The organism is Nocardia amikacinitolerans NBRC 108937 (assembly GCF_001612615.1).
Classification (GTDB): domain Bacteria; phylum Actinomycetota; class Actinomycetes; order Mycobacteriales; family Mycobacteriaceae; genus Nocardia; species Nocardia amikacinitolerans.
This window is the reverse complement of sequence record NZ_BDAU01000014.1, coordinates 34,629-48,291: the sequence shown is the minus strand read 5'-3', so window position 1 is coordinate 48,291 and position 13,663 is coordinate 34,629. Positions and strand designations below refer to the sequence as shown.

Annotated in this window: 13 protein-coding genes; 11 read left to right on the top strand and 2 right to left on the bottom strand. The window is 68.0% G+C overall.

The features are described from left to right. Positions 1-43 precede the first annotated feature (43 nt). The 6 genes from NAM01S_RS14115 to NAM01S_RS14090 all read left to right on the top strand — a co-directional run bounded on the left by NAM01S_RS14115 (position 44) and on the right by NAM01S_RS14090 (position 5,276). Entirely contained in the window at positions 44-235 is a 192-nt protein-coding gene (locus NAM01S_RS14115; protein WP_067784968.1) for a PspC domain-containing protein, read from the top strand. Positions 236-349: 114 nt separating this feature from the next. Beyond that, the gene (locus NAM01S_RS14110) at positions 350-658 is read left to right on the top strand and encodes a DUF6802 family protein (protein WP_067784966.1); all 309 of its coding nucleotides are present in this window, start codon (positions 350-352) and stop codon (positions 656-658) included. Positions 659-1,018: 360 nt separating this feature from the next. Beyond that, the gene (locus NAM01S_RS14105) at positions 1,019-1,375 is read left to right on the top strand and encodes a hypothetical protein (RefSeq protein ID WP_067784964.1); all 357 of its coding nucleotides are present in this window, start codon (positions 1,019-1,021) and stop codon (positions 1,373-1,375) included. 31 nt (positions 1,376-1,406) lie between these two features. Further along, positions 1,407-3,056: a hypothetical protein gene (locus NAM01S_RS14100; RefSeq protein ID WP_067784960.1), complete on the top strand. Its 1,650-nt coding sequence runs from the start codon at positions 1,407-1,409 to the stop codon at positions 3,054-3,056. A 28-nt stretch (positions 3,057-3,084) separates the two neighbouring features. Beyond that, a complete protein-coding gene (locus tag NAM01S_RS14095; RefSeq protein ID WP_067784957.1) occupies positions 3,085-3,492 on the top strand; it encodes a hypothetical protein in 408 nt (135 codons plus the stop codon). A 176-nt stretch (positions 3,493-3,668) separates the two neighbouring features. Continuing rightward, entirely contained in the window at positions 3,669-5,276 is a 1,608-nt protein-coding gene (locus NAM01S_RS14090; RefSeq protein ID WP_067784955.1) for a serine/threonine-protein kinase, read from the top strand. Positions 5,277-5,279: 3 nt separating this feature from the next. On the opposite strand, the gene NAM01S_RS14085 is transcribed toward NAM01S_RS14090, so the two are convergent. After that, positions 5,280-6,137, bottom strand: a complete 858-nt coding sequence (locus tag NAM01S_RS14085) for an alpha/beta hydrolase (protein ID WP_067784954.1) — start codon at positions 6,135-6,137, stop codon at positions 5,280-5,282. A 36-nt stretch (positions 6,138-6,173) separates the two neighbouring features. Between NAM01S_RS14085 and glmS the strand changes: the two genes are divergently transcribed. After that, positions 6,174-8,054 (top strand): glutamine--fructose-6-phosphate transaminase (isomerizing), encoded by a 1,881-nt coding sequence (glmS, locus tag NAM01S_RS14080; protein WP_067784951.1) that lies wholly within the window; start codon positions 6,174-6,176, stop codon positions 8,052-8,054. A gap of 54 nt (positions 8,055-8,108) precedes the next feature. Here the strand turns inward: glmS and NAM01S_RS14075 are convergent, their stop codons facing one another. Next, complete coding sequence (locus NAM01S_RS14075; protein WP_067784948.1) at positions 8,109-8,522, bottom strand: cupredoxin domain-containing protein; 414 nt, start codon at positions 8,520-8,522, stop codon at positions 8,109-8,111. Positions 8,523-8,690: 168 nt separating this feature from the next. Here NAM01S_RS14075 and NAM01S_RS14070 point away from each other — a divergent pair, with 168 nt between their 5' ends. The 4 genes from NAM01S_RS14070 to tsaE all read left to right on the top strand — a co-directional run bounded on the left by NAM01S_RS14070 (position 8,691) and on the right by tsaE (position 13,595). Then, the gene (locus NAM01S_RS14070) at positions 8,691-10,130 is read left to right on the top strand and encodes an NAD(P)H-hydrate dehydratase (RefSeq protein ID WP_067785142.1); all 1,440 of its coding nucleotides are present in this window, start codon (positions 8,691-8,693) and stop codon (positions 10,128-10,130) included. A gap of 510 nt (positions 10,131-10,640) precedes the next feature. Next, positions 10,641-11,789: an alanine racemase gene (gene alr / locus NAM01S_RS14065; RefSeq protein WP_067784945.1), complete on the top strand. Its 1,149-nt coding sequence runs from the start codon at positions 10,641-10,643 to the stop codon at positions 11,787-11,789. 120 nt (positions 11,790-11,909) lie between these two features. Then, positions 11,910-12,956, top strand: a complete 1,047-nt coding sequence (locus NAM01S_RS14060) for an alpha/beta fold hydrolase (RefSeq protein ID WP_253798681.1) — start codon at positions 11,910-11,912, stop codon at positions 12,954-12,956. Positions 12,957-13,145: 189 nt separating this feature from the next. Then, positions 13,146-13,595 carry a tRNA (adenosine(37)-N6)-threonylcarbamoyltransferase complex ATPase subunit type 1 TsaE gene (gene tsaE, locus NAM01S_RS14055; RefSeq protein ID WP_067784936.1) on the top strand — a complete coding sequence of 150 codons (450 nt, stop codon included), beginning with the start codon at positions 13,146-13,148 and terminating at the stop codon, positions 13,593-13,595. Positions 13,596-13,663: the final 68 nt, after the last annotated feature.

Sequence of the window (13,663 nt, the reverse complement as noted above, 5' to 3'; positions counted from 1 at the left end):
GAGAGTGGATAGCACAGCGATCGACACCAGAGAGGGAAATCCGATGACCGCACCCGCCCGCCGCCTCACCCGCACCTCCCACGACAAGTGGATCGCCGGAGTCTGCGGCGGCATCGCACAGTACTTCGGCTGGAACGCCGGCATCGTCCGGTTGCTGTTCGTCCTGTCCTGCCTGCTGCCCGGCCCGCAGTTCATCCTGTACCTCGTTCTGTGGCTGGTGATTCCGAAAAAGTGACCACCGCGACCGGGTCGGGGGCTGCGCCAGGGACTCGTGGATGACAGGATGGGGTGATTCCGCGCGCCTGCCGGAGTTCCGCACCATCGCACGAGTCCCGTCCGAGGAGGAGCCATGATCACGTCCGGCGAGTTCCCGGGCATGGATCTACCCGACATCGACGCGTCCACCCCGTTGGACGGCCTCGGGGCTGTCGAACTGAACCATCCCACCCAGGACATCAACGCCGACGGCATCCTGGACTCCATCACCACCCAGGGCGACGACGCCATGCAGGTCTGGACCGACTACGACCACGACGGCCTCGCCGACCACGTCACCGTCGTCGAAAAAGACGGCGACTACGCCGCCTGGGAGTTCCACCGCCACCCCGACGGCTCCTCCGAGTGGGTCCGCACCGACCAGGGCAAGATCGGCGAGTAGTCGCCGTTCGCGGCGGGTGCGCTGCCAAGAGCCACCCGCCACGAACTCCCGAAAGCGACCGCCGCCCAACTACACTCACCCCCATACGGCCGCCGAACGCCGACCCCTCCGAGGGGTGAACCAGGCCGCAGGCTGCGATGATCCGCACACCCCCGTGCGGATCATCGGAACCTGCGTCCACGCGCCACGGTCCAATTGAGCCCGGCCGCGCCGCCCAGTAGATTTCTTCACACGGCGTTGAGCTTCGCCTGTGCTGATCTCGGGGGAACCGAATCCTGACACGGTGCGTCGAATGTAGTAGGGCAGCGCGCCGCGCTGGCGCTCGATGCCAACGTCGTACGACTCGAACATGGAGGGGTCATGGGTCAAACGATCTCCGGCAGCGTCGTCGTAGACCAAGCCGGTCTGGCGACGGCCGCGAACGATCTGAGTCGTTCGGCGACCACCATCAGGAACTACATCGGCAATGTCACCGACAACATGTTCGGTACCGGCCGGAACGGCGCCGAGAGTGAAGCAGGCCGCAAATATGTCGAGCAGGGCAAGCGCGTTCACGAAGCCATGGAGCGGGTGAGCAACTGGCTGGCCATCTGGACGACGGCAACGGAGGACACCGCCAGCGCGATAGGCAAGGTCTCCATCGAGCTGGCGAACGTCGACGAGAACAACGCACGTAAGACGAACAAGGCGGCCGATGATCCGTCGCTGAACAAATGAGGCATTCGGACATCGGAAGGGGTAGCGCCTGATGGGCGTACAAGACGGCTTCGCTCAGCAGTACAAAGGCAGTTCCGTCGACGAGATCCTCGACGCGGGTGCACCGGGCCTTCAATACTGGATCCAATTGGCGCCCAGGTACCGTCGCGCCTTCGGCGGTGACGACGGCAAGACCCATTCGTTCCTCGAGATGAGGTACGACGAGCAGCGCGGTATGAATCTCGCGAAGCTGGAAGCTGCCGCCGATGGCATCAACAAGATGCTGACCAATGCCGATGCGCAGTGGGACATCCAGGATCAGCTCGCCAAAAAGCTGCCGTCGCTTTGGCAAGGCGCAGCAGCCGACGCGGGCATCGCGATGCTCAGCCAGCAGGTCACACTCGCGGCGGAGGACCGGCGTAAGGTCCGGGCCGCTATGGACGCCATGCGGGCGACCATCGGTCCATTTCGAGATGCCGTACTGGCCAAGGCGGAATTTACCCTGAAGCTGCTGAAGGGCGAAAAGGACGTCAAGGTCCAGGGCAAGACGCCCGAGGATATCGATAACATCATTTCCGGGGCGCAGAGTGGCGCATTGACGAATCCGATCTTCGGCGGCAGCACGCTCATCGGAAAGCTGACCAAAATCTTCCCCGATCTGTCTCCGACGAATAGCCCCCTCAACGCTATTCAGGCGGGTTTATCCGCCGTGCCTTTGATTTCCGCCCTTCAGGGGGATCTCACCTGGCCGTGGCAATTGGGAGAAGATTCCGCCTACAATCACAAGATCCAGACCCGTTGTCGCGACTGGCTCAACGACATCTTCAAGGTTGAATACGACGAAGCGCTGCAGAAGTTCATCGAGCAGTGCGACATCACGCACCAGGCGTTCGAGACGCAGTACACGTCGCTCGAGTCCGCACTGAAACAGATCGATGACGATCCGTACCCCGCGCCCGCGGTTGAGAAGAAAGTGGAGACGCCGTCGACTCCGGGGCCTCCTGGGCCTCCCGGGCCCTCGACACCGGGCCCCTCGACACCCGGCACCCCCGGACCTGGTGACGACACGAAAACCGACGACACGACGAAACCCTCGAACACGACCAACCCGTTGGAAGGTCTCGCGACTCTGGCGCAGAGTCTGTCGCCGCTGGCCACCACTCTTGCACAGGGGCTCGGTACCGGACTGAGCGCATTGAGCGGCATTGTTCAGGACGGGGTCGACACTGCTTTGGAGCAGCTGGAGGAAGTGACCAAGCAGGCGGAAGAGGACGCCAAGGACGAGGAGAACAAGGATGACAAGGCGAAGGCCGAGTTCGACCTCGGGGACAAACATTTGAAGTTCGAGATGGGACCGGACGGCCAGCTGAAGCTGATCGCCACAGACCCAGACGGTACGTCGCACGAGTACAGCATGAAGCTAGACGAGAACGGCATCCCGGTCATCTCGGACAGCGAGCAGAAGCCGGACGAAGACGAACCTCCGGCCCCGGAGGACAAGCCATCCGACGGCGGTCAGACGCCGGAGGGGGGCACCGGAAACCCCGGTACGACACCGCCGATGCCACCTGCGGCCAAGCGCGAGGAAGATGGCGAATACCAGCCGGAGCCGATACCGACGCCCGTCGTGGAAGAGGATTCAGAGGAACAGGAAGAGCCGTTCGACACCGGTGCCCAACTGGCTGAGGCGGGCCCGCTGTGAATCGGAATGACCGGGCAGGAGAGATGTAGTGGCCAATTACTCCTTTGAGATCGAACAACTGGCCGCGGAGACCCGCCGTCGTTCCGCGATGTTGCTCGATGAACTCGACGCAGTGCATCGTCGAACGGCGGATAAGGGGCGTGAGTTGGCGGAGCGTTCGGCACGTGAGTTGATTCCGTTCTGGGAAGAGAAGGTTCGCGAAGCGGAGGCCGCTGCGGACGAGGCCGAGCAGGCTCGCGCTGAAGCCGAGGAGCGGGAGCGTGCCGAAGCTGAGGAGCGCATGGAAAGGGAGCGTCAGGAGGCCGAGGCGCGGGAGCAGCGGGAGGCGATCGCTCGGTCGATCGCGGCGCGCAAGTCGAAGAATGTTGTCACGCCGATCGATGAAGACGATGACCCCGAGTCGGAGTACTACCGACGTAAGAGTTGGTTGATCTGAGCGAATGGGACTGAGGCGGACCGGCTTCCGCGTGTGGTGAGTTCGCCCGGCGGAGACCGTTCGGAGCCGTGTGGTTTCGATAGCATGACGCGGCGGTGTGAGTAGAACAACGAAGGGGGCGGCACGTGACCGACCTACGGGCCGGTGACGTGTTCGCCGGGTAGGAGATCGAACGGGTGCTCGGCAAGGGCGGGATGGGTACCATGTATCTCGCCAAGCATCCGCGTTTGCCGAGGAAGACCGCGCTGAAACTGCTGAACGCGGAAATGTTCGGCGACAACGAGATTCGGGCACGGTTCGAGCGCGAAGCAGATCTGATCGCACGGCTCGAGCATCCGAACATCGTCGCCGTATACGACCGCGGCGTCGAGGATCGCAGCCTGTGGATCTCGATGCAGTACATCGCCGGAACCGACGTGGCGACGCTGGGTGCGATCGAACCGGTGCTGGCGGTTCGTGTCATCACCGAAGCTGCTGCGGCACTGGACTATGCGCATCGACAGGGAGTGCTGCACCGGGACATCAAACCCGCGAACATCCTGCTCGGCGATGCCGAGCCGGGACAACCGCCACGGGTGTTTCTGGCGGACTTCGGTATCGCGCGGTTGCGCGATGAGCAGCACGGGTTGACTCAGACGGGGACCTTCACCGCGACACTCGCATTCGCCTCGCCGGAGCAGCTGACCGGAGCTCCACTTGATCACCGGTGCGACCAATACTCCCTGGCCTGCACCCTATTCGCGCTGTTGACGGGAACGGTGCCCTACGACTCGACCAATCCCGTCTCGGTGATTCGGTCCCATCTGTCGGATCCGCCGCCGCCCATCAGCGCGCGGCGACACGGGCTGCCGCCAGCGCTCGACACGGTGCTGGCGAGGGCGCTCGCGAAACGGCCCGAAGCCCGATACGCCAGCTGCGGCGAGTTCGCGGCAGCCGTCGCGCATGCATTGCAGGCGGGGCGGCCTGCCACCGGTCCGCAGCAGGTCGGCGCGCCTGTCGGGGGAGGGTGGCAACCGCCGAATCAGGCTCCACTGCAGCCGATCCCACACGGATTCGTAGCGGGCAATGGCGGGATGGCACCGGTGAACCCGTCTTACCCGGCGCCTCCGTTCCGGCCCGCGTCTCCGCACATCCCGGCGCCGTACGGTCCGAACGTCGGGAGCCGTCCAACCGGGGCTGGTCGGCCATCCGGAAAACTGATCGCGGCGCTCGGCGTCGGGCTCACCGTCTTGTTGGTCGGCGTTGTTGGTGTCGTCTCGTTCGCCGCGAAGGCCAGCGACTCGTCGCCTCGATCCTGGGCGGGCCTAACGACCGTCGCCTGGCCCGAGAAAGAAGGAAAGATCGCCGCCGATTTTCCGAAATTGCTCCCCGGCGGCAAAGGCACCACCGCGACAGGTTGGCGAGGCGTTTGGTGCACGTTCTCGGATGGTCTCGACCACAGGGGGTTCCGGTGCCTCGGCGGAGATGCCGACGCCGCGAACTTCACTCTCTACGACTACAAGTCGGCTGCCGCGGTGCGCGAGAAGCTCGATTCGTTCGCGGCCGAAGGTGAGGGACCCGCGGCTGCCCAATGGTCACGGAAGCCGCATGCGGGGTGCGCGGCGGATCCTTTGATTTTCCTACCGCCGCCGGGGGCAATGTCGCCGATCACCGAGGGCGACGTGTTCACGACCTTCCCGGACGACCCACGGCTCTCCCGATACCTGATCGGTATCGATCGGCAGGGCCACAACGAACAGCAGCTCATCGACCACTGGTGGGTGGACGCGCCGATCTGCGGGTGACGCCTACTTCCGCAGGAGTTGGGCGAGGGTGCCGACGGAGAGCTTCGGCTTTTCCTCTTCCTGCGGCGCGTGCGGGTCGATGGGTTGGGTGTGGGGGATGGCGGCTTCCGGGTCGGCAAAGGGCTTGTAGGTCTTGTCGCCGAGGACGTGGTAGTTGAGGTAGCCGACGAGGAGGGCGCGGGTGGTGCGGGATGTCTTGGCTTCGTGCTTGCCCGCGCCGAGGGCGGCGAGGGCGCGGCGGCCCTCGATGATGCCGTTGTGGGAGGCGCCGTCGACGGTGCGCAGGAGCGCTTCGCCGCCCCAGGCCGCGGCGAGGGGGAGGGCGTTGGAGCTGACGGAGGAGACATCGGTGGCACCGGCGACGATGAGCGCGGGCATCTCGAGGTCGGGTGCGAGGGTCTCCGCGGAGGGGGCGGTCGGCGCGGGGTAGAGGGCGGCGAGCGCGGCGACCTTGCGTTGCGCGGCGGCGATGACGGCGGCGCCCGCACCCATGCCGTGCCCGACCAGGGCGAGCTTGTCGGGGTGCACGCTGATCTCGCCGTCGCCGAGGCGCACGCCGGTGCAGATTTGGAGTGTGGTGAGCAAGTCGGTCGCCAGGCCGAGATGTGACGGAATCGGTCCGCGCTCGGTGTCGGGGGCGGCGACGACGAAACCCCAGGACGCGAGGTGTTGGAGCAGTTCACGGTAGTTGGCGACGCCGGTGAGCCAGCCGTGTCCGAAGGCGACGGCGGGCAGGTTGCGGCCGTTCTCGGGCGTATAGACCACCCCCGGCTGGCCCGCGATGGCCAGGTTCCCCCGCAACACCCGGTGCGGGCCGCGGCTGGTCAGGGTGCTCAGTAGCGATTTCACAGACGCCGACACGACGTGAACGTTATCCGATAAGTACTCTGGTGAGCCATGTGCGGAATCGTTGGCTACGTCGGGTACCGGGACGCGCTCGGCGTCGTCGTTGACGCATTGCGCCGCATGGAATATCGCGGGTACGACTCCGCGGGCGTCGCAATCTTGGACGGAGCGGGCGCTCTCGCGGTCGAGCGCAAAGCGGGCAGGCTGGCCAATCTGGAGGCCGAGCTGGCCGAAACCGGCGTGACCGCTTTCGCGGGCACCACCGGCATGGGGCACACCCGGTGGGCGACGCACGGCGCGCCGACCGACCGCAACGCGCACCCGCACCGCGACATCTCCGGCAAGGTCGCCGTGGTGCACAACGGCATCATCGAGAACTTCGCCCCGTTGCGGCGCGAGCTCGAGGACGCGGGCGTCGAACTGCTCAGCGACACCGACACCGAGGTCGCGGTGCACCTGGTGGCCCGCGCCTACGCCGAAGGGCCGACCGCCGGTGACTTCCCGGCCAGCGCGCTGGCCGTGCTGCGCCGCTTGGAGGGCGCGTTCACACTGGTCTTCACCCACGCCGACCATCCGGACGTGATCGTCGCGGCGCGTCGAAGCACCCCGTTGGTCGTCGGCGTCGGCAAGGGCGAGATGTTCATCGCCTCGGACGTCACCGCGTTCATCGAGCACACCCGCGAGGCGGTCGAGCTCGGTCAGGACCAGGCCGTGGTGATCACCTCGGACAGCTACAAGGTCACCGACTTCTCCGGCGCCGAGGACGGCGTGCGCACCCGTCCGTTCACCATCGACTGGGATCTGGCGGCCGCCGAGAAGGGCGGCCATGATTACTTCATGCTCAAGGAGATCGAGGAGCAGCCGACCGCGGTCGCCGACACCTTGATCGGGCACTTCACCACCGACGAGTCCGGCGGCCGGATCGTGCTCGACGAGCAGCGTCTCGCCGATCAGGAGCTGCGCGAGTTCGACAAGGTCTTCGTGGTGGCGTGCGGCAGCTCCTATCACGCGGGTCTGCTGGCCAAGTACGCGATCGAGCACTGGACGCGCCTGCCCGTCGAGGTCGAGCTGGCCAGCGAGTTCCGTTACCGCGACCCGGTCCTTGACCGGTCGACGCTGGTCGTGGCGATCTCGCAGTCCGGTGAGACCGCCGACACGCTGGAGGCGGTGCGGCACGCCAAGGAGCAGAAGGCGCGCGTGCTCGCGATCTGCAACACCAACGGCGCGCAGATCCCGCGCGAGTCCGACGCGGTGCTCTACACCCGAACCGGCCCGGAGATCGGCGTCGCCTCCACCAAGGCGTTCCTTGCCCAGGTGGCAGCGAACTACCTGGTGGGTCTGGCGCTGGCGCAGGCCCGCGGCACCAAGTACCCCGACGAGGTGGCGCGCGAGTTCCGCGAGCTGGAGGCCATGCCGAAGCTGGTCGAGCGGGTGCTGGACACCGCGCCGCAGGTGCGGGCGATCGCCCGTGAGCTGGCGCATGTGCCGACCGTGCTGTTCCTCGGCCGCCACGTGGGCTACCCGGTGGCGCTGGAGGGCGCGCTCAAGCTCAAGGAACTCGCGTACATGCACGCAGAGGGCTTCGCCGCGGGCGAGCTCAAGCACGGCCCGATCGCGCTGATCGAGGACGGACTGCCGGTGATCGTGGTGATGCCCTCGCCGAAGGGCCGTGCGGTGCTGCACTCCAAGCTGCTCAGCAACATTCGCGAGATCCAGGCGCGCGGCGCGCGGACCATCGTGATCGCGGAGGAAGGCGACGACACGGTGCGCCCCTTCGCTGACGATCTCATCGAGATCCCCTCGGCCCCAACGCTTTTCCAGCCGTTGCTGTCGACGGTTCCGTTGCAGATCTTCGCCGCCGAGGTCGCGCAGGCGCGCGGTTACGACGTCGACAAGCCGCGGAACCTGGCGAAATCGGTGACGGTCGAGTAGATCTGTTGAACACCTCCGGCGCGGTGTGCGGGAGAACCGCCGGTGTGACCGGACCTACTGGACGGTGACCGTGCCGCGCATCTCCGGGTGCAGGGTGCACAGATACCGGTAGGTGCCCGGCTGGGTGAAGGTGTAGCTCCACTCGCCGTTGTCGAAGATCGGGCTGTTGATGCCCATGGCCTTGTCGCCGATACCCTGCACCGAGTGCGGCGCCTTGTCGGAGAACTTCCACCGGACGGTGTCGCCGACGCCGACCGTGACGTTCTCGGGCGAGAACTTCATGTCGTCCACGTCGACGGTGATACTGGCGGCCTTGCGCTCGCCGGTCGGTGTCGCGGACGTCGACGTGGCGGTGGCGTTCCGCTCGGGTTCGGGCTCGTCGGAGCCGCAGCCGACCAGTGACAGCGTCGCCGCCACGGCGAACGCTGTGACGATCGGAACGGACTTGGCGCGGCTAACCATCGGCATGATGTTCGAGCTTAGTGGCACAGCGGGAAGCCGTGCGCACGACCGGAGCGGTGCGGGAAGCCGGGCCGTGGAGAGCGCGGAACCGCGGTTGTGGCATGGCCGATTTCGGCGCGCGAGCAGGTAGTGTCCGGACGGGTGGCCAGCCCGAAGCGACCAGTGGAGGCGCCGATGTCCGTTCAACGCGGCTATTTCACCGCCGACGAAGTGCGCGCGGCCGAGGCCGAACTGTTCACCAGGGTGCCCGAGGGGATGCCCATGCAGCGGGCGGCGCACGGCCTCGCGACGATCGTCGCGGGCGAGCTGCGCGCGCGAACCGGCGGCATCGCGGGCCGGGCGGTGACGCTGCTGGTCGGTTCCGGCGACAACGGCGGCGATGCCCTGTGGGCGGGCGCGAAATTGCGCCGACGAGGCGTCGAAGTGACGGCGGTGCTGCTCGATCCGGCGCGGGCGCACGCGAAAGGTCTTGCCGCGCTTCGTGCGTCGGGTGGGCGGGTTCGTGAGGAGGTCGGCGCGCCCGATCTGGTGATCGACGGCATCGTCGGTATCTCCGGACGCGGTCCGCTGCGGCCGCGTGCCGCGGAACTCGTTGCGGGGGTGCGTGTGCCGATCGTGGCGGCGGACCTGCCGAGCGGCGTCGATCCGGATACCGGGGCGGTGTCGGGCCCCGCGGTGCGGGCGGCGGTGACGGTCGCGTTCGGTGCGTACAAGCCGGTGCACGCGTTGGCCGCGGCGTGGTGCGGGCGAATCGAGTTGGTGCCCATCGGTTTAGAGCTCCCCGAACCTGAACTCGCCGCGCTCGAGCCTGCCGAGATCGGTGCGCGGTGGCCGGTGCCGGGTGCGACCGACGACAAGTACACCCAGGGCGTCACCGGTATCTGTGCGGGCAGCGCGACCTATCCCGGTGCGGCCGTGTTGTGCACGGGCGGTGCGGTGGCGGCCACCTCGGGCATGGTGCGCTACGCGGGTACCGGCGCGTCGCAAGTGCTCGCACATTTCCCGGAAGTTATTGCGGCGCAGAATGTTTCCGAGACCGGCCGGGTGCAGTCCTGGGTGTTCGGACCGGGCGCGGGCACGGATGCGGACGCCCGCGCACGGCTCGAGCAGATCCTCGCCACCGACCTGCCGACGGTGGTGGACGCCGACGGACTGACCCTGCTCGCCGCCGCACCAGACCTCGTGCGCGGCAGGACCGCCCCGACGGTGCTGACGCCGCACGCCGGGGAATTCGCCCGGCTGACCGGGCAGGAGGTGGGCGCGGATCGGGTCGGCGCGGTGCGCGATCTCGCCGAGAAATGGCAGGTGACCGTGCTCCTCAAGGGCCGAGCCACCCTGGTTGCCGCGCCGGGCAGCCCGGTGCTCGTCAACGAGGCGGGTGGTTCCTGGGCCGCCACCGCGGGCGCGGGCGACGTCCTCTCCGGCGTCATCGGCGCGCTGCTCGCCGCGGGTCGCGACCCCGCCTGGTCCGCCGCTGCCGCCGCTCGCGCCCACGCTTTGGCCGCCAACCTGGCCGCTCACGAGAACCATCCCACCGCCGCCCCGACCTCGGCGAGCCCGCTCCTCGCCCACCTTCGCGCCGCCATTCGCACCCTGCGTTCGTTGAGCGCCTGAGTTGTTTCTGGCGGCACCTGCCGCCGTTCCCGGTCGGGCAGCGCCGCCCCGCCGCTGCCGCGGGTTTTCGGCAGCGCCGCTTCGCTGGCGAGTGAGCTCGGTTAGCTGGTGTGCCTTGGGTGGTGACGCAGGCTGCGTGTTGGACGTGCCTGGACGCAACTCCCAGCCCGTGAACCGGCCCTCGCGTCGAACCACCTGACTGCGGGAGGCGACCCGGGTACGGCACCCATCGTGCCCAGCACTCTTCGAGGAGTACCTGGGCGGGCGGGGCCGAATTCTCCGGTTCACAGGAACTCGGAACCGATCGGCGATTGCCGGGGAGTGGCTGGGCGTGTTAGCCGGGTTGACAAGGGCCAACCACACCCCGATGGACGTCATCGTTTCACTTCCAGAACCACATCCACCCCGCCCCGACGCTCGCCGAACCCACGTCCGGTTCTCGCCGGTCGCCCGGCGGTATACCCCGATGACCTGCGGAATCGGTACTCCCTGACAGCGCCCGTCCTCGGAATGGCAGGATCGGCTCTTGTGAGTGCGCAAGTGGAGACAGTCGTCGACCTCGATGCCATTGCCCACAATGTGCGGGTCCTGCGGGAGTATGCGGGGAGCGCGGCGGTGATGGTGGTGGTGAAGGCCGACGGCTACAACCACGGCGCGGTGGAGGTCGCGCGGGCCGCGTTGGCGGCGGGGGCTCGGGAACTCGGGACGACCACGATCCCGGAGGCGCTGGAGTTGCGTGCGGCCGGGATCGACGCGCCGATTCTGTGCTGGCTCCACAACGCCGGCTCCGACTACGCGGCGGCGATCGCCGCCGACATCGAGATCGGCGTCTCCTCGCTCGCGAATCTGCATTCGGTAGAGGCGGCGGCGCGGCGGGTCGGCCAGACCGCGACGGTAACCCTCAAGGTCGACACCGGGTTGAACCGCAACGGCATCGCCCCGGACGAATACCCGAAGGTGCTCGCTGCCCTGCGGGACCTGGTCGCGGAGGGTGTTGTGCGCTTCCGCGCGATCTTCTCGCACCTGGCGCACGCCGACGAGCCCGACCACCCGTTCCTCGACGTGCAGCGCGACCGGTTCATCGAGGCCATCGCCGCTGCCGAGCGACACGGCCTGCCGCCCGAGGTCGCGCACTTGGCCAACTCCGCCGCCGCGGTCACCCGCCCCGACCTGGCCTTCGACATGGTGCGCCCCGGCATCGCGGTGTACGGCCTGAGTCCGGTTCCGGAGATGGGCGATTTCGGCCTGCGCCCCGCGATGACGTTCCAGGCTCCGGTCGCCCTGGTGAAACGGGTGGCCGCGGGCGAGGGCGTCTCGTACGGACACCAGTGGATCGCGCCGCACGACACCACCGTCGCCCTCATCCCCGCCGGATACGCCGACGGCGTGTTCCGTCCGCTGAGCGGCCGCTTCGACGTGTGGCTCGGCGGCGCGCGCCGCCCCAACGTCGGGCGCGTGTGCATGGATCAGTTCGTCGTCGACCTGGGCGACAACGCCGCGGGCGTGTCGGAGGGCGACACCGCGATCATGTTCGGCGCGGGCCCGGACCAGCCCATCGCCCAGGATTGGGCCGACGCGCTCGGCACGATCCACTACGAAGTCGTCTGCTCGCCGCGCGGACGGGTCGCGCGGCGACACGTCGGAGCTTGCCCGCGCTGATGTCGTGTGCTGGACTCGTCGGCGTGCGTTCCGCCGACAGATGAGGGGTTCTCGATGCGAGCGCGACAACCGAAAATACTGCGGGGCAACAACAATCACACGAACATCTGGCGCGGCGGAATGGCGACAGCGAGCATGGTCGGCGCGCTCGCCGGTGCGCACGCGCTGCGCAGGGCGGGCGCCAGGGTGCTCTGGCCCGCGCGCCGCGACGAATACCGCGACGAGAACTTCGCGCTCATGGCCGAGGACCGTGCGGGCGCGGTCGTCACCGAAGACGGCGTCCGGCTCGCCACCCGCGAGTGCGGTCCGGTCGACGCGCCACTGACCGTCGTCTTCGTGCACGGCTTCTGCAACAGCATGGAGTCCTTCCACTTCCAGCGTCGTGACCTGGAAAAGCGCTGGGGCGCAGCGGTTCGGCTCGTGTTCTTCGACCTGCGTGGGCACGGACGCTCCGGCACGCCGACCACCGCGAGTTGCACCGTGGCTCAGCTCGGTCGCGACGTCGCCGCGGTCATCGAGGCGACCGCTCCCACCGGACCGGTCGCGCTCGTCGGGCATTCGCTCGGCGGCATGGCCGTGCTCGCGGCGGCGGCCCAGTTCCCCGAGCTGTTCGCGCGCCGGGTGATCGCGATCGCACTGCTCTCCACGGCCGCGGCCGAGGTCACCGCGGCGGGCATCACCCAGCTGCTGCGCAATCCGGCGATCGATGGCTTCCGGCTCGCCGTGCACACCGCGCCCGCGCTGGTGCAGGCCGGTAGGTCGACGGTGCGGCATCTGATCACGCCGATCCTGCATGTGAGTTCGTTCTACGGGCCGGTCAGCCCGACGCTGTCCAGATTCACCACGCTGATGATCGACGACACCCCCGTCGAGACGATCGTCAAATTCCTGAAAGCGATTGAACTGCACGACGAGTCGGCCGCCCTGCCCACGCTTGCCGGACTTCCCGTTCTCGTGCTCGGCGGCGTGCACGACCTGGTGATCCCGTTCCGCAACTCGCGCGCACTCGCCCGCGAACTGCCGAACAGCGAACTGATCCGCCTCACCGAGGCCGCCCACATGCCGCACCTGCAATTCCCCGACATCGTCAACGACGCGCTGCACCGGCTGCTGGTGCGCGCCGGGTTCTTCCGTGCGGAGGAGGGCGACGAGGCGTCGGCGGGGTGAAGCTGCCCGCGCCCAGGCGGCGGACGCGGCGTCGTCGGGGAGCGGCGGTCGCGCCGGAGTTCTTTCGCGCCAATGACGCCGACGTGGCCCCAGCGTAGTGGGCGCCGATCGCGAAGCTGCTCGCGGCCGACCTCGACCGCGCCGGTACGCTCGACCCCGATCAGCGGCAGGGTGCGAAGGAGGTCGGCGGTGACGCAGCAACGGCGAACGCTGCCGACCGTGGAAGACACCGAGGCGCTCGGCCGCGAGCTGGCCGCCGAACTCGGCGCGGGCGATCTCGTGGTGCTCGACGGTCCGCTCGGCGCGGGCAAGACCGCTTTGACGCGCGGCATCGCCGAGGGCCTCGGCGTGCAGGGCCGAGTGAGCTCGCCCACGTTCATCATCGCAAGGCAGCACCGGGCGGGCAGGCGCGAAGGCGCGGCGCCGGTGCCGATGGTGCACGTGGACGCCTATCGACTCGGCGGCGATCTCGACGAACTCGACGCGCTGGACCTCGACACCGACCTGCACGAGGCGGTGGTCGTCGTGGAGTGGGGACTCGGGGTCGTCGAGCACCTCGCCGAGCGGCATCTGCGCGTCCTGCTGACCAGAGAACCGGAATCCGATGTGCGAACCGCGGTCTGGGAGTGGGTCGAGTAGACGCAGGTCACAGTGGTGCGGCCGCCGGATCGGCCTGCGGATTTAGCTACTCGGTAGCTCCGCGCCGC